Raw genomic sequence first — 17,153 nt, forward strand, 5'->3', positions numbered from 1 at the left:
TCCTTATCAAGCTCATACGCTACTCATTTGCAGCCTGCTTGACCTTCTGGATAATTCGATTTACTCCAATAATGCACATCTAGTGCCAATTCTATATTTGCAAATTAAAAAGTGTTGGAAGGTGCAAAATTCTCGTTCTGTAACCATCTTTGGATGACGACTTGAAGTGCATTTAACGTGGTGGGCTTTTCGAGTCTGTCATCCATGAGTTTCGAAATTAGCTCCAACTCTCTAGCTCCAGACTCACCAGATAATGCAATGATTGGAACGGAGGATGTGATTTGCTTAATCCGTTGGCTGGCGTCAAATCCATTCATTACCGGCATTTGGACATCCATAAGAACGAGATCAATCTTGTGAGAGTGGAATAGTTCTAACGCAGAGGCTCCATTATTTGCTTGTAAGCTGTTGACTCCCAGCCTTTTTAAATACATCTGTACCAAGGTGCGTTGCACCTCTTTGTCATCAACAATGAGCACTGTTGGTGCATCTTTAGATACTTGTACGTGTTGAGCTGAATGATTTTCAGAATGTGATGCAGTTGCTTTCCAGCTATCAAAGTCCGGTGCCCTTAATGTCTCTGGTTTTGGTGCGTTTGGTACGACTGGGAAATACAAGTAGAATTCTGTGAACTCGTTCAATTCAGACTGGCACTCTATTCGTCCTCCGAATGAGCGCATAACACGTTGGCAATAGCCCAAACCTAAGCCACTGCCTCCGCTTTTTTGATACGAGAAAAAGTCATCAAATATCTTGTGTAAGATACTGCTATCTATACCTGGCCCACTATCTCGGAAGATCAGAATGTTTTCGTAAGCCCCCGTCTGGGTACGAATCTCAATTTGACTGTCGGGATAAGAATCAAAATAGTAGATAGCGTTACGAATCAAATTGAAAATGACAAAGTTAAACAGGGTCTCATTTAACTTCGCGACAAAATCGTGTGCCTGTGGCAGGTTAATTCTCTCTATTATTTGATCGTTTTCAAAACCATAACGGCTTACTGCTTGGTCGATGGCTTTATGTATGGAAGTGAGAGCTAAAGGCTCATACTCTGGTGAACTGTCGCTAACTTCTCGTAAAATAATATCGATAAGTTGTCGACCGCGTTGTATAGCGGCTTCACCTTTATCAATTTCTCTTTTTAGCGTATCCAGTGAGGCGTTTGACTCTATATGCTGTTTTAAAGCTTCAAATTGTAATTGTACTTGAGCGAGAGGGTTACGCATTTCATGTGCAATGGAGTTAGCCAGCGCACGGCTTTGGCGTACCTTTCTATCGGCTTCTATGGTGCTCTGGATGCGAACTAATAACGTTTGCAGAGCTGAGATTTCTTCATTAGAAAACAGCTTATTATCTATTTTATGTGAAGAAATCAGCAAGTGAGTAACAGACTTTCCACGACCGAAGAGAGGCATAACGAGCGCAGTATTGCTTGAGCTCATACGCTCGTAGAGCTTTCTCATAGACCCTTTAGAAGAGGAGGCATAATCAATTTCTTCAGACAACTCATCAAGCACGAGAACTGACTTGCTTGACGGCAGGTACTCTTCGTAAAACGTTTCTGTGTAATTGCTAGTGACTAGCTGTAGCTTGTTGTTTGGTATGTTAAGTAACGATGCCAACTGACGCATAGCATCATCTATTGAGCGTTTAAACTCTTCCTCTAACCCAAGGATTTGCTGAACGGGAGTGTGTCGTTTCCCATAAATAAAATACGAAGCGAAACGACTGACTCGCTTAAAAAGCAAGTGCCAAGTGATACCGATAAGCGCGCATAAAGGTACCGCAACAAGCCATTGGTTATCTTCAGAGATAGGAATAAATATCGCCCCTAGCGGCAGAACAAAAATGGCGCAGACTAAGAGCGCGCTTACCGTTAAGTACGTGAGATATTTAGCGCTGTAGAAGCGAGAGGTAAGTAGGGCATAGCCCACAAACAACATTTCGCTGATTGAAAGTGCTGGTGGTAACCAAGTTAGGGAGAAGTCGCCAAGGAAATACGTCATTCCAAGGTGTATCACTGCCGTAGATAACATGAATACCAAAATGCCAGCGATCATATAGTTGCTTTTTGCTAGCGTGAGCTTGCTGCTGTTAGCGCGCATGGCAATCAAGTTAAGCAGCGTTAGTACCACGAAAGCTAGCAAACTAATGAAAAAATATGAGGTATGTGGGCCAAATTCAATGACGAACTGGCTTGGACCACTAATGGTGACATTTTCGACAGTAAGATTCGGCACTAAGTTGATGTACAGTGAATACGTTGCTAGTGCGACAAAGACGACTTTTTGCCAGACTTTGACCGCTGTTTTTTTAACATCTGCGGTTAACTGGCAAGAAAAATAGAATGCAAACGCAAAGGCGAAAAAAGACGCTAAGTTCGCTAACTTAGCCATAAAAATGCCACCAACAGAGCCTAATTCTGGCAATAAATCGGTATGGAAATAGGCGTTGCTGCTTATCCAAACAATGATACAGCTGGAATAAGCGATGTAAGGCGCGTGATGCGAGCCTAAGATTGATTCACTCTTCTGTTTTAGGCGATAGCAGTAATACAGTAGCCAAGCGAATACTATTAGTACAGTCGCGTACAATGCCATTGCTTTTGGGTAAAAGAGACCGTGCAAATGAACATCAAGCATGCTCATTTACCTTTTTATCCATTCTTTTTGTTCGTACGCAATGTTTGTAGTCGCGAAATTGTATGTCTTGAAATGCTTCAACCATCATACCTAAATTCCAGAAACCGCGGTATGTCTTGGTACCGTCACCGTTAATGTCGCGGTATCCTGAGTGAAAGTAGGCACTTAAATCAATAGATTGATAGAAATTTAACATAAATACTTGCTCAATAATGGTAAAGCCGAGCTTATAGCCTGCTTTATAGAGCTCGCTCATCATAGTTTTTTGCGCCAGATACAAAAAATACAGCTTTTGTTGAATGTTGCCTCCCACCGTAAGACGCAGTACTTCGCAAACCGCTTCAGTGTTCTTTACACGAGATTGAAACTGAGCATCAAACTCAATAAGAGTGTGCTCATGAGTTAGAGCACGACACTCCAAAATACCCAGTTGATTGAGAACACTGTACCCATGATTAGGAAAGCAAAACTGCCATTGTTCGTTACTAAACTGTGGTGAGTAACTAAGCCAGTTATTTCGTTGATGCCAGCTTTGCACTAAAGCGGAGGAGACCATGATTGGTGAAGATGACGATTTGAGCAAGAGGGCAAAGTGCTGCCCTTTTTGCGAGAGTGATAAAAGAGGCAAGATTTCAAACCATTGTTCAGTTTGGACGAAAAGCTCAAGATTACTCAGTGTGATCGCTTCGGAAATCGGCATTAACGCTGCATGATTTGGCAGCATTACCTCAAGAGCGCAATCTGCGATATCTTCAATTAACACGCTAGTATAGCTGTGGTCGTCAAACGGAAGCGGAGTAGGAATCGCAGCTTCGTTTGAAGGATATTTTTGCTTGATTGCTTCGATCTCGCATTGACACCAGAAAACCATCCAATGCGGGTAACAATCTGCGGCAAGTTGTTCAAGTAAACGAATCTCTTTGGAGAAACCTGTCGGATACTGTTGCACTAAATCTCGATAATCCATTAACTCAAATAGTGCAGAAAGACTTTTTGATGCGTGTTTAGGAAAGAGAGATTTAAGCAGTTTTATTCGATACAGAGCAACCTGTTGAAAAAGAGCATCTCGTTTTTGTTTCGTTAGGGTAAGAATAACTGAGTCAACCAGGGCCTGCTGCTTTGATTCGATCGGCAAATTTATTTTGGTGAGATATTCCAAAGATTGCTCAAGACTCATGATATAACCTAGCTCTAACGTTTTGTTATATTTTGTAATGGTTTATATCATTTTGAAAAATTTATGCCATCGGTTTCTATTTGTATAGTTACGTAATGCAAGAAAAGACAAAAAAACCGCTCATTATGAGCGGTTTTTGGTCTATTCAAGAAAGGGTTAGGCTTCTTGCTTTTTTAGCTCAGCTTCTGCCGTTTCTTCTTCAATTAGCGCATCAACGATAACTGCACATGCAGCATCACCTGTGATGTTCAGTGCTGTACGAATCATATCGAAAATACGGTCAAGAGCGAATAGCAGCGGTAGACCTTCAATTGGAATACCAGCGGCAAGAAGCACGGCAACCACTAGGAAAGAAGGGCCAGGAACACCTGCTTGACCAACCGCACCCAATGTAGACGTTACGATAATTGCAATGTAAGCGCCCATGCCTAGATCGATATTGAACAGTTGAGCAAAGAAGATAGCAACCAAGCCATAGTAAATCGCATTACCTGACATGTTGATCGTTGCGCCTAGAGGCAGAACAAATGATGCAGTTGAATTTTTTACGCCCAGCTCTTTTTCACAGGTGTCCATTGTGACAGGCAGTGTTGCCATAGAAGACGCTGTTGAAAGTGCAACTGCTTGCGGTTTCTTCATTGAAGACAGGAATTTCTTCGCAGATGTCTTCGTGAAAACATGCACCATTGCTGGGTAAACAACGAAACCGAAGATTAGGATGGCGGCAACGTAAACAACGAACAGTTTAAACACCACCATTAGCGCACCAAAACCGAACGTACCGACGGCTTCTGCCATCAGACCAAATACACCGATAGGTGCAATGATCATTACTTTGTTGATCATCCAAACCATTGCGTCAACGATGCAGTTAACACCATTGATGATTGGTTCACGACGCTCTTTTGCTTGCTTAGAAATCGCAATACCAAAGAACATACAGAAAACGAGGATCTGTAGGATGTTTGCTTCATTTAGTGATTGGAAAACGTTGGTTGGGATCATACCAGTGATGGTTGCCCAGAAAGTAGGTAGTTCACCTTTTGAAGCGTATTCTGCTGAGAACATGCCTTCAACGCCAGAGACGTCGATACCCATGCCTGGTTGGAATACTTCACCCATAAATAGTGCAAGCGCAACGGCTAGGGCGGATGTTAAACCAAAATAACCTAGAGTGACGATGCCAACTTTACCTGCTGACTGGCTGTTCCCAAGACCAGCGGCGCCAGAAATCAAGGCTACAGCGACCAAAGGAATAACCAACATTTTGATTAAGTTGATAAAGATAGCACCTAAAGGAGCGAACACTGTCGCATCATGACCCATCATGGCACCAACGGCTGTGCCCACGATCATTGCGATTACGACTTGTACGCCAATGTTGTTTAGCAAACTCTTTTCTTTTAACACTTCCATAACCTCTGTGCTAATAAAATGTAAAATCCTAAAATTACCCACTAACCATAAATGGATTTACGGATAATTATCTCGCCTTGCTTTTTACACTTATCGTTTACAATTGGCAATATGCAGCAAGGTATTATTGATGGATTAATCGATATTTTATTGACGAACGATAAAGTTTTGTCCAATAGCAAACGTTTGCTATTGATTTTTCTTATAAGGGTTACGCTTGGGATTGTTCAAGTTTATTTTTCTTTATTTGTTTTCTTTTTGTTAATTTTAACCGCTTTTGTATTTGCTATTGTAGTCAGAGTTTTTAGTGACTTGGGGTGATATTTATAACAATTCATCTCTTTCAAGCTCACACTTTTATTAATTTGCCTTCTGAAATGTTAATTGCTTTACATTCTTAGTCCAGATTGCGTTGTAAACATAATGTTAAATGATAATGACTGGTGAGAATCAAATGCTGACGATCCAGTGTTAGGGATAACTTGCTTAGTTAATGCTCCTGAGCTGATTAGACGAGAAAGACAAGTAAGAGGTGAAGAGACTATGATGAATCTTGCTGCTGCGTTACAAAGAAATGCTGCGAGTAAACCAGATAAAACGGCGTTGATATGTGGCGCTGAAAAGATAAGTTATGCGCAATTTGATGCGATCGCTGGCAAGATCGCAGCGTCTTTAATCAATAAAGGCGTAAAGCCAGGTGACCGCGTTGCGATTTCATGCCCAAACATTCCTTTTTTCGCGTTTGTTTATTATGCAATACAAAAAGCCGGCGCGGTTGCAGTCCCATTAAATGTGCTTTTGAAAGCGCGAGAAATTAAGTATCACTTAGAAGATTCAAAAGCGAAGTTTTATTTCTGCTTTGAAGGGACGAAAGAACTGCCAATGGCAAAAGAGGGTGTAAAAGCCTTTGAACAAGTCGATACATGCGAAGGCATAGTCGTATTGACTCAATCTCAAGATCAAAGCTATTGGAATGGTGTAATAACTCTCAATGCGTTTATAGCCGATGTCCAACCGTTGCCGGATTATATACCGCGTAATGCGGATGATACTTGTGTGATTTTGTATACATCAGGCACGACAGGCTTACCAAAAGGCGCTGAGCTGACTCAGCAGAACATCATAATGAACGCTCTGGTGGCACAAAACATTATGGGCAGCCAGGCCGATGATATTCACTTAGTAACTTTGCCTTTATTTCATACATTTGGTCAAACCGTCCACTTAAATGCTAGTGTTTTGGGCGGGGCAACATTGGTGTTAGTGCCTAGGTTTGAGCCTAAACATGTTCTTGAGCTGGTGGAAAAACATAGGGTGACGATATTTGCTGGTGTGCCAACGATGTACATCGGTCTGCTTCATGTGCAGCATCAATTTGATACCTCGTCATTGCGTGTTGCAGTAAGCGGTGGTGCGCCATTGCCAACCGAAATCTTTCGAACCTTTGAAGAAACATTTAATGTGCCGATCTTAGAAGGATACGGGTTATCGGAGACAAGTCCTATTGCATGTTTTAATCATTTGGATCAGGAGCGCATACCAGGCTCGGTAGGTCAACCGGTTCAAGGTGTCGAAGTAAAAGTTATCGATATTGAAGGTAATGCACTACCGATAGGCGAAGAAGGTGAGATTGTTGTGCGTGGTCATAATGTTATGAAGGGATATCTTGACCGCCCAGAAGTTACTGAATCTGCGCTACAAAATGGTTGGTTCCATACTGGTGATGTGGGCCGCTTTGACAGTTCAGGTAATTTATTTATTGTCGATAGAATGAAAGATCTGATCATTCGAGGTGGATTTAATGTTTATCCCAGAGAAATTGAAGAAGTTTTCATGACTCATCCTGCAGTTTCAATGGTAGCGGTGATAGGGATTCCAAATGAAGAGTATGGCGAAGAGATAAAAGCCTACGTTGTACTTAAACCAAAAGAATACATTGACGCCGATTCATTACAAAAGTGGGGTAAAGAGCAATTAGCCTCGTTTAAATATCCTCGTTATGTCGAAATTCGTGAACACCTCCCGATGAGTGCGACAGGAAAGATTTTGAAACGTGAGTTGAAATCTGAATTGAATATAGCTTAGTCAATTCAATGGTTTTTGTGTCACAGCGCCACTTGCCTAAGTGCAAATGGTGTTGTGCTCTTGACCAATTAGATGCATAAGGTTTTTAGCTATCGTTAGACAATACTTACCGTTTGTTGAATGGATCTATTGCTCGAGTTCTTTAAAGTATTCTTCTAAGCGTTTCGGGTTGGTAATGGTTACTGAGCCATAGTTTAGCTCTAGCATCCCAATACTTTCTAATCGTTTTAGTATCTTGTGTACGCTCTGACGAGTTAGCCCCATCATGTTAGCGATATGTTCTCTTGTTACCCTGACAACGCATGGTCGAGTATCGATCGCTTGATTAAGTTGGTATTCAGCAAGCAGCAGCAACCTTTTGGCGACTCGTTCTTCAATTCCTCTAATCGCGTCATCTTCGATAACAGAAATAGCAGACCATAAACGGCGGCTAAGTAAGTCGAGTATAGTGGGGTAACTTTGAGGGTATTTGGCGAGTAACTGGCGAAATTTATCTCCAGGAAGCTCCATTACAGTCACGTCCGAATGCGCGGTCGCACCAAAAATACGAGGCATACCGGGAGAAAAAACATTGTCTCCAAACCAGCCACCAGCTTCGAAAATCATCAGTGTGACTTCTTTGCCTTTTGAACTAATTGAGTTCACTCTCACTGCACCTTGAGCTATGACCATAAGAGAAGATTGAAGCGCACCTTTATTGCAAATCAGTGCTTTTTCGTCGAAGCAGCGAACCTTAGTCATTTGCGCTGCTTCACTAAGCCCTTTATCTGGCAGCCCTGATAGTACAGGACATTTGGCTAGCAGTGTTTTGACTTCTTCCATGTAGCAACCTTACTGCACATTGCTTTATTGAGTTAGTTAAGTTACCCAAGCTTAACACTCTTTGAGTGCTCTGCTTGAGATAGATTTGGAAAGTGCGGGCGTTGAACAAAAAATGACGTGGTATAAACGCGATAGTAAGAAAACGCCCACTAAACATAATGTTAAGCGGGCGTTGTTGTGTCATATCAAACTGAAATTATTTTTGAGTGGCAGCTTTCATTGCAGAAACGAATTCACCTAGCTTGTCGAGCATAATTTGTGGCTGCTCAACGTTCGCTTCAATGATCTTCACGACAGCCGAACCGGAAATAGCCCCCGCCGCACCAGATTCTAGTGCTTGTTTCACCTGTGCTGGCTCTGAGATGCCAAAACCAAGTAGTGCTGGTGGCGCATCAAATTGGTTCAGTCTATCCAGCATATGACCTACAGGCATGTTTGCTTTGGTTTCTGCGCCAGTAACGCCTGCACGAGATAGTAGGTAAGTGTAGCCGCCACCTAACTCTGATACTTGCTTCAGTGTTTCGTCACTTGCCGTTGGTGGTGCGATGAAGATCGGGTGAATACCAAACTTCTCTGCAGCAGCAACGAACTCTGCACTTTCATTAGTTGGTACGTCTGCAATCAAAACAGAATCGATGCCTGCTTTTGCACAACGCTCATAGAAGTTTTCGATACCACGAGAGTAAACAAGGTTCGCGTACATCAGAAGGCCAATAGGTAGCTCTGGGTACTTAGCTCGGATCTTACCAATTTGTTCGAAGCAGATATCCGGTGTTGCGCCTGAATCTAGCGCACGAATGTTAGCGCCTTGGATGGTCGGGCCATCCGCAAGAGGATCTGAAAATGGAATACCAAGTTCAAGTGCATCTGCGCCAGACTCGACCAGTGTTTCCATGATTTTGTAAGACTGCTCGGCGTTTGGATCGCAAACCGTTACGAACGGTACAAATGCGCCTTGGTTCTTTTCGTTTAGGCGCGTAAACATCTTCTCATAACGGCTCATTAGATCGCTCCTTTTTCTTCTAGGATGGCATGTACAGTGAAGATATCTTTATCACCACGACCAGATAGGTTAACAACCAGCAATTGCTCTTTTTCTGGATTCTCACGTGCCATACGCAGAGCGTGTGCCACGGCGTGAGAAGATTCAAGTGCAGGGATGATGCCTTCATGACGTGCAATCTCTTGGAATGCTACTAGCGCTTCATCGTCTGTCACGTTGTCGTATTCAGCACGGCCAATTGCGTTTAGGTGTGCGTGTTGTGGACCAACTGAAGGGAAATCAAGACCAGCAGATACCGAGTAAGATTCTTCAACTTGACCGTTAGGATCTTGCATCAATGGCGCTTTCATACCGAAGAAGATGCCTGTTTTACCATGCTTAAGTGGTGCACCGTGCTGGTCAGTATCGATACCTTTACCTGCTGGCTCAACACCAATTAGGCGAACGCTTTCTTCTTCGATGAAGTCAGCAAACATACCAATCGCGTTTGAACCACCGCCCACACATGCGATAACCGCATCAGGAAGACGGCCTTCACGTGCCAAAATCTGATTCTTCGTTTCTTCACCAATCATGCGTTGGAAGTCACGCACGATCGTTGGGAATGGGTGAGGACCTGCCGCTGTACCTAGTAGGTAGTGCGCATCTTCATAAGTTGCAGACCAGTCGCGTAGCGCTTCGTTACATGCATCTTTAAGTGTCGCTGAACCCGAGTGGACAGGAATAACTTCTGCGCCCATAAGCTTCATACGGAATACGTTCGGGCTTTGACGTTCAACGTCTTTTGCACCCATGTAAACGCGACACTTAAGGCCAAGCAGCGCACACGCTAGTGCAGTTGCTACACCGTGTTGGCCTGCGCCTGTTTCTGCGATGATTTCGTTTTTACCCATGCGTTTTGCAAGCAGCGCTTGACCCAACACTTGGTTGGTCTTGTGCGCGCCACCGTGAAGTAGGTCTTCACGTTTTAGGTACAGTTTGGTTTTCGTACCTTTGGTTAGGTTACGAGTTAGAGTCAAAGCCGTTGGACGGCCCGCATACTCTTGAAGAAGCGTCATGAATTCGCTGCGGAATTCTGGATCTTCTTGCGCGTCGATAAACGCTTGCTCTAGTTGCTCCAGTGCTGGAACTAGAATTTGCGGAACGTACTGACCGCCGTATTCGCCAAAGTAGGCATTCAGTTTTGCCATCGTTATATTCCTTCTCGTATTTTTCGCTACGAATAGCTTTAAATTTTTTAGCTGATATCCAGCTTTAGTAGTTGCGAATAGCAGTGAATGCCGCGAGCAACTTCTGTGAATCTTTTTTGCCTGGTGCGCTTTCTACACCAGAGTTTAAATCTAATCCCAAGCAACCTAGTGTCGCTGCTTGTTGAGCATTTTCTGGCGACAGTCCGCCCGCTAGCATAATTTGACTTGGGTCGCCGATCAGTGACCAGTCGAACACTTGACCAGTTCCACCAGTTTGAGTGCCAACTTGCGCATCTAATAAATGGCGATCAATGTTGTCTGCTAGCAGTTCTGGCTTGGCATCAGTCACGCCGTAAGCTTTCCAAATTTCTACCGCTGCTGGTAGTTCGGCTTTGAGTTGGTTTACGTAAGCTTGGTCTTCTTGACCGTGCAGTTGCACCGCTTTTAAACCCAAAGAGGTGACGACAGAAGCAACAAAATCGATATCGTGATTTTGGAAAACGCCTACATAGTTCAGTGGAGCACCGCTCATGGTTAAGCGAGCACCCTCAAGGTCAACCGCACGCTTCGACTTCTCGACAAAAATCAGGCCACCAAATACTGCGCCAGATTGATACGCTTTTGCTGCGTCATCTGGATGCGTTAAGCCACACACTTTGTTTTCGCCTAACGTCACTTTACGTACAGCAAGTTCTAGGTTGTCTTCCGCCATCAGTGAACTACCAATCAAGAAGCCGTCTGCGTATTCCGCTAAATCACGAACTTGTTGATGGGTATAAATGCCAGATTCTGAGATTACTGTTGCGTTAGGAGCCAGTTCGCGAATTGTCGGTGCCAGTTCTTTAGTACGATTCAAATCAGTACTTAGGTCGCGAAGGTTACGGTTATTAATGCCGATAACGCGTGCGCCTAGCTTAACTGCACGATGAAGCTCTTCTTCGTTGCTGACTTCGGTCAGGATACCCATGTTCAGGCTGTGTGCTGCTTCTTCTAAGGCTTTATACTCTTCGTCATTCAGGACAGAAAGCATCAGTAGCACAGCATCAGCACTATAATGACGTGCTAGGTAAACTTGGTAGGTATCTACCATGAAGTCTTTGCACAGAACCGGTTGTTTGACTTGACCACGCACTTGAGGAAGAAAGTCAAAGTTACCTTGGAAGTACTTCTCGTCTGTTAGGACTGAAATTGCATCTGCGTGGTTGTTGTAAACCGATGCAATGTAATCCAAGTCGAAGTGATCACGAATCAAACCTTTAGAAGGAGATGCCTTCTTACATTCGGTGATGAATGCCGTCTTTTCGCCACTCAGAGCATCGTAGAAGCTGCGGTCCGATGGCAGCAAATCAGACTGAAATGTGCTTAGCGGTTGAGACACCTTACGGTCTGCTACCCACTGATATTTGTCGCGGACAATTTTCGCCAGTACTTCTGCCATTTCTGCTTCTTTCTTAGAAACGTGTTCAGACAGGTTGTCAGCTTGCTGAGTGTTGAAGTCAGTCATCTTCTTCAATTCCTTAAGCGTGTGCGGCAAGTTGTTGTACCAGTTGGTACGCCTTGCCTGAATTCATTGCCTCAATCGCTTGTTGCGTGTTGGCTTTTAAATCTTCGTGGCCGAATAGACGCATTAGCAGAGCAACGTTCACCGCCACTGCACCCAATTGTGCGTCTGTACCTTTACCCGTCAGAATATTGGTAATGATCGCTTTGTTTTCTTCAGGATCGCCACCTTTGATCGCTTCTAGCGGGTGCGCGTCTAGACCGAAGTCTGCAGGCGTTAGTTTGTATTCTGTGATCTTACCGTCTTTGATTTCGGCAACGGTTGTTTCACCGTGAATTGCTACTTCGTCCAAGCCACTGCCGTGAACTACAGCGGCGCGCTTCATACCCATTTGTAGCATGGTTTCTGCGATAGGACGAACCAGTTCTTCACTGTAAACGCCCATCAATTCGATGTTAGGACGAGCAGGGTTAATCAGTGGACCAAGGATGTTAAAGATGGTGCGTGTTTTCATGGTTTGACGCACTGGCATCGCATGGCGCACACCACCGTGGTACTGAGGTGCAAATAGGAAAGCAACACCGATCTCGTCTACCGCTTTGCGCGTATCTTCTGCGCTCATTGCTAGGTTAATACCAAATGAATCAAGAAGGTCAGAAGAACCCGATTTGCTTGAAACGCTGCGGTTGCCGTGTTTCGCCACTTTTAGACCACATGCTGCAGCAACAAACGCCGCAGTGGTTGAAATGTTGATGGTGTTGTGACCGTCGCCGCCAGTACCTACGATATCTGCGAAATCGTAATCTGGGCGAGGGAATGGGTTTGCGTTTGCCAACAGTGCTTTCGCTGCGCCTGCAATTTCATCCGGTGTCTCGCCTTTGATTTTTAGTGCAGTCAGTGCTGATGCCATCAAAGTTGGGTCTAGTTCCCCACGGATAATGATGTCGAATAGCTGTTGGCTCTCTTCCTGAGTAAGCGATTCTTGCTCGTACAGTTTGGTAATAATAGGGTTGATGATTGCTTCCATATTTCCTCTCCTAAATTTCTTATGTGCCAAGTGCTTTTTAAGCAGTGAGTGGGGTCGCTGAAGTTTGTTCTTCTAGTGCCCATTCAATGGCATTGGCCAACAGTGTTGCTCCGTAGGTCGTCATAATAGATTCCGGGTGGAACTGGAACCCGCAAACTTTATCTTCTTCATGTACAACAGACATTACCAAGTCATCCACTTCTGCTGTGATGGTTAGGTTCTCAGGAACCTTGGTCGCAACCAGCGAGTGGTAACGTGCAATCGCAAGTGGTGATGGTAGGTTTTGGTAAATCGCATGGTTTTGGTGCTCCATCATAGAGACCTTACCGTGAATGATTTCGCCCGCGCCAGCAACGGTGCCGCCGTATGCTTCAACAATCGCTTGGTGACCAAGACAAATACCGATCATCGGCACTTTGCCTTTCATACGTTGGATAAGCTCCGGCATTGAGCCTGCCTCTGACGGTGCTCCGGGGCCTGGTGATAGCAGGACCACTGGGTTTTCAAGCTCATTTACCGCTTGTTCAATGGTTTCTGCTGGGATGTTGTTTCGGTAAATCTTGACTGAGTGACCTAGCGAGCGGAATTGATCCACAAGGTTGTAGGTGAACGAGTCAAAGTTGTCGATAAAAATGATATTAGCCATCTCTGAACCCTATTCCTTATTGTGACTTATGCGCTGCTTGGATAGCAGAGATTACCGCTTGTGCTTTGCCGCGCGTTTCGTCTGCTTCCGCTTGTGGATCAGAGTCGAACACCACGCCTGCACCAGCTTGAACTTGAGCAATGCCGTTTTCTACGTAAGCTGAGCGAATGACGATACACGTGTCGAGTGTGCCTTCACCAGTTAGGTAACCAACCGCACCGCCGTAGCTACCGCGACGTGCGCCTTCCACATCGCGAATCAACTGCATTGCGCGAATCTTTGGTGCACCAGTGAGCGTGCCCATGTTCATACATGCTTGGTATGCGTGCAGCGCGTCTAGGTCTTCACGCAGTTGGCCAACCACACGAGATACCAAGTGCATTACGTGGCTGTAACGGTCGACTTTTAGAAGGTCTGCTACGTGGCGAGTGCCCGCTTGTGCAATACGAGCGACGTCGTTACGTGCTAAGTCAACCAACATCATGTGTTCTGCGTTTTCTTTCATGTCAGTACGCAGTTCAAGTTCGATGCGGCTATCCAAGTCGAAATCGATCTCGCCTTTAGGGCGTTTACCACGGCGACGTGTGCCTGCAATTGGGTAGATTTCAATTTGGTTGGTATCGGTTTCATACTTAAGCGCGCTTTCTGGTGATGCGCCAAACAGAGTGAACAGCTCATCTTGCATGTAGAACATGTAAGGGCTTGGATTACTTTGTTTCAGTTCTTTGTAAGCCGCTAGTGGAGAAGGGCAAGGTAGAGTGAATCGGCGAGATGGTACGACTTGGAATACATCGCCTTTCACTACGAACTCTTTTAAGTCGCGAACAGTTTGGCAGAAGTCTGCATCAGATACGCTAGGTTCTACCGTTACGTCAGCGATTTGTTTTGCGCTTGGCAGTAGTTTTGGCGCTGCACACTGGGCGCTAATTTCTGCAATACGAGTCTCTAACGCTGTTTTCTCTGAACCATCAACAAACAACGTCGCTTGAAGCTGGCAAGATTCCGTTTGATGGTCGACAACAAGTAGTGTTTCCGCGACGTAGAAAACGTAATCTGGACACTGATTTGTTGCTTCGGCATTACCAAGCGGCTCAAAGTTTGCGACTAAGTCGTAGGCAAACAGACCACCAAGGAAAATTGCGTGTTTGTCTTGCTGTGAAATATCAAAACTATGCTGAACCAAACGCAGCGCATCGAAAGAAGAGGCTTCACGCAGGCGAGAGTCTTCATCTAACGTGTCGCATGGCTGGTTAAACTCCAAAGTTAGCGTTTCGCCATCGAACTTGCTCTCAACGTCACCACGGATGTTTTGGTTTAGGTGAGACAGTAGGTTTTTACCGTTATTGGTCAAGGCGTGCATGCTAACGGTATGGCCGAAGCAAACAATGCGAACCGCTGAATCTACGATTAGCAGGGATTTTAAATTTTGCTTTGAATCGATCTCAGCAGATTCCAGCAATAGGCTGTCAGTTTTGTTCTCACATAGTGTGTGGAACAAGCGAGTCGGGTCTTGAGTATAAGGGACGGAAGCCGTTAGCACTTCAAGCTGTCCAAGTTTCTTAATTTCAATGGCCTTGTTCACAAGACCTCCTTGTAGCTGTTTAAATCTTCCTGCCGTACATAGTCGCATAAAGCAAACGTTCTCCCAATCTAGAGTTGGCTATATTCGATTAATGTTTAGGCAGTTGAATGTGAAATGAGCAACAAAACAAAAAAGCCCGCTTAAGTAGCGGGCTTTACAACGTTTGGTTCTATAAACTAGAAGTATACGTTTGCCCACCAAGAACTAGTCCAAGTGCGCCACCAAGCAAGATCTGATGAGTTTGCCTTATTAAGACAAACCGCAACTTTCGCTTTTTGGTTTTGGTTAAATTCTTGTAACATGGTGAACCTTAAATTACATACTTTGTATTTGTGTACTAGTTAACTAGTGCGAGAGTAAAAAGTCAACCCCAAAACGGCATTAAAACGATAAAAATATGAGAATTGATTTACATAGTCACACCACAGCATCGGACGGTCGGTTAGAACCTAAAGATTTAGTGGAAAGGGCGCTGAGTTTTGATATCGAGGTTTTGGCGATCACTGATCACGATACGGTTGACGGTTTGGCGTTAGCTAAGCAATACGTTCAAGATAATAATTTGCCGATAAAAATCATCAATGGCATTGAGATATCGACCGTCTGGCAAAACAAAGACATTCATATTGTCGGCCTGAATATTGATCCGGAAAATGAACAATTATCTGCCCTCATAGAACAGCAGAAGCAGCATCGCATAACACGATCTGAGTTAATTGCAGAGCGACTACAAAAAGCAACTCGAGTAGGTGTGCTTGAAGAGGTAAGGCAAATCGCCGGTGATGCTCCAGTGACAAGAGCGCATTTCGCGAAATGGTTGGTAGATAATGGTTACGCAAAAACCATGCAAATGGTGTTTAAAAAATACCTAACGCGTAATAACCCAGGTTATGTACCACCGAATTGGTGTTCGATGAAGGATGCGGTTGATGCTATCCATGCGGCTGGTGGAATGGCGGTATTAGCGCATCCTGGTCGATATAAGTTGACAGCGAAGTGGATTAAGCGTCTTCTAGCAGCGTTTGTCGAAGCGGGTGGTGATGCGATGGAAGTTGCACAGCCACAGCAAGCGCAACAAGAAAGGCGCAACTTGGCTGATTATGCTATACAATACAAACTATTAGCCTCTCAAGGCAGTGATTTTCACTACCCATCACCGTGGATGGAGCTAGGAAGGAACCTATGGTTGCCTGCTGGCGTCGAACCAGTTTGGAAAGATTGGGGAATAGATCCTTCGTTGAATAATACTCAGTAATACGAAGTCGAGAACCCATAAAAATATAGAGCCGAGAGGCTCGATAATGAGGAATTACAATGAGCCAGTTTTTTTACGTTCACCCAGAAAACCCACAGGCTCGCTTGATTAATCAAGCAGTAGCAATCATTCGTAACGGCGGCGTTGTGGTTTACCCTACTGATTCAGGGTACGCACTTGGCTGTCAGTTGGAGAACAAACAGGCACTGGAACGAATCTGTCAGATTCGTCGTCTGGATGATAAGCATAACTTTACTTTACTGTGTCGTGATTTGTCGGAGCTTTCTCTCTATGCGCGAGTGGATAACTCTGCATTCCGACTGCTGAAAAATAACACACCAGGTCCTTACACCTTCATCTTCAAAGGCACAAAAGAGGTGCCGCGTCGTTTGATGAATGCAAAACGTAAGACCATCGGTATCCGTGTTCCAGACAATCAAATTGCCTTGGACTTGTTGGAAGCATTAGGTGAGCCGATGATGTCTACGTCGTTGATTCTACCTGGCAGTGACGTAACAGAATCTGATCCAGAGGATATTCGCGATAAACTAGAACATGCGGTTGATGTGATTCTTAATGGCGGTTACCTAGGTGAACAACCTACGACTGTAATTGACTTTAGCGAAGGTGAACCTGTTGTGGTTCGTTTGGGATCTGGTGACCCTGCACCATTCGAATAGTAGACGCACACCACCGTCAAACAAAATAGGAGGCATCGCGCCTCCTATTTTTGTTTTCAGCCCTAAACCACCTACTTCAGTAGGTGGTTATCATCCGTTTCGGCTTTGCCTGTAAAACTACTCA

General features: G+C 44.5%; 14 protein-coding genes and 1 other annotated feature. Of the genes, 3 read left to right on the plus strand and 11 right to left on the minus strand.

Features of this window, described 5'->3' with window-relative positions; genetic code table 11:
- Window positions 1-104: 104 nt before the first annotated feature.
- From R7O03_RS20815 to R7O03_RS20825, 3 genes are all read right to left on the minus strand, one after another.
- Window positions 105-2,645: a response regulator gene (locus R7O03_RS20815; protein WP_318131995.1), complete on the minus strand. Its 2,541-nt coding sequence runs from the start codon at window positions 2,643-2,645 to the stop codon at window positions 105-107.
- On the minus strand, window positions 2,638-3,822 hold the full coding sequence (locus R7O03_RS20820; RefSeq protein ID WP_318131996.1) for an acyl-homoserine-lactone synthase: 1,185 nt from the start codon (window positions 3,820-3,822) through the stop codon (window positions 2,638-2,640). Before R7O03_RS20820 ends, R7O03_RS20815 begins: the two co-directional genes overlap by 8 nt.
- A 156-nt stretch (window positions 3,823-3,978) precedes the next feature.
- Complete coding sequence (locus R7O03_RS20825; protein ID WP_005376774.1) at window positions 3,979-5,238, minus strand: dicarboxylate/amino acid:cation symporter; 1,260 nt, start codon at window positions 5,236-5,238, stop codon at window positions 3,979-3,981.
- Between the two features lie 543 nt (window positions 5,239-5,781).
- Here R7O03_RS20825 and R7O03_RS20830 point away from each other — a divergent pair.
- Window positions 5,782-7,323, plus strand: coding sequence for a long-chain-fatty-acid--CoA ligase (locus R7O03_RS20830; protein WP_213868122.1), 1,542 nt, complete (start codon window positions 5,782-5,784; stop codon window positions 7,321-7,323).
- 126 nt (window positions 7,324-7,449) lie between these two features.
- Here R7O03_RS20830 and R7O03_RS20835 read toward each other — a convergent pair whose 3' ends face one another.
- From R7O03_RS20835 to R7O03_RS20870, 8 genes are all read right to left on the minus strand, one after another.
- Complete coding sequence (locus R7O03_RS20835; RefSeq protein WP_005376777.1) at window positions 7,450-8,145, minus strand: Crp/Fnr family transcriptional regulator; 696 nt, start codon at window positions 8,143-8,145, stop codon at window positions 7,450-7,452.
- A 196-nt stretch (window positions 8,146-8,341) separates the two neighbouring features.
- Window positions 8,342-9,148: a tryptophan synthase subunit alpha gene (gene trpA / locus R7O03_RS20840; RefSeq protein WP_130545111.1), complete on the minus strand. Its 807-nt coding sequence runs from the start codon at window positions 9,146-9,148 to the stop codon at window positions 8,342-8,344.
- Complete coding sequence (gene trpB / locus R7O03_RS20845) at window positions 9,148-10,338, minus strand: tryptophan synthase subunit beta (protein ID WP_005386770.1); 1,191 nt, start codon at window positions 10,336-10,338, stop codon at window positions 9,148-9,150. The genes trpA and trpB overlap by 1 nt, the downstream gene beginning before the upstream one ends.
- Before the next feature lie 64 nt (window positions 10,339-10,402).
- Entirely contained in the window at window positions 10,403-11,842 is a 1,440-nt protein-coding gene (gene trpCF, locus R7O03_RS20850; protein WP_213966778.1) for a bifunctional indole-3-glycerol-phosphate synthase TrpC/phosphoribosylanthranilate isomerase TrpF, read from the minus strand.
- A gap of 13 nt (window positions 11,843-11,855) precedes the next feature.
- Window positions 11,856-12,866: an anthranilate phosphoribosyltransferase gene (gene trpD, locus R7O03_RS20855; protein ID WP_318131997.1), complete on the minus strand. Its 1,011-nt coding sequence runs from the start codon at window positions 12,864-12,866 to the stop codon at window positions 11,856-11,858.
- Window positions 12,867-12,903: 37 nt separating this feature from the next.
- Window positions 12,904-13,512 carry an aminodeoxychorismate/anthranilate synthase component II gene (locus R7O03_RS20860; RefSeq protein WP_042522815.1) on the minus strand — a complete coding sequence of 203 codons (609 nt, stop codon included), beginning with the start codon at window positions 13,510-13,512 and terminating at the stop codon, window positions 12,904-12,906.
- A 16-nt stretch (window positions 13,513-13,528) separates the two neighbouring features.
- Window positions 13,529-15,094, minus strand: coding sequence for an anthranilate synthase component 1 (locus tag R7O03_RS20865; RefSeq protein ID WP_031781064.1), 1,566 nt, complete (start codon window positions 15,092-15,094; stop codon window positions 13,529-13,531).
- Window positions 15,095-15,220: 126 nt separating this feature from the next.
- Window positions 15,221-15,324 (minus strand) — a sequence feature (Trp leader region).
- A complete protein-coding gene (locus tag R7O03_RS20870; RefSeq protein ID WP_005376787.1) occupies window positions 15,271-15,396 on the minus strand; it encodes a trp operon leader peptide in 126 nt (41 codons plus the stop codon). It overlaps the preceding feature by 54 nt.
- 95 nt (window positions 15,397-15,491) lie before the next feature.
- On the opposite strand from R7O03_RS20870, the gene rnm reads away from it, so the two are divergent.
- Window positions 15,492-16,349: an RNase RNM gene (gene rnm / locus R7O03_RS20875; protein ID WP_005386777.1), complete on the plus strand. Its 858-nt coding sequence runs from the start codon at window positions 15,492-15,494 to the stop codon at window positions 16,347-16,349.
- Between the two features lie 59 nt (window positions 16,350-16,408).
- A complete protein-coding gene (locus R7O03_RS20880; protein ID WP_005376791.1) occupies window positions 16,409-17,029 on the plus strand; it encodes an L-threonylcarbamoyladenylate synthase in 621 nt (206 codons plus the stop codon).
- Window positions 17,030-17,153: the final 124 nt, after the last annotated feature.

Origin of the sequence: Vibrio sp. Vb2960 (assembly GCF_033337665.1) — a bacterium.
Lineage (GTDB): Bacteria > Pseudomonadota > Gammaproteobacteria > Enterobacterales > Vibrionaceae > Vibrio > Vibrio alginolyticus.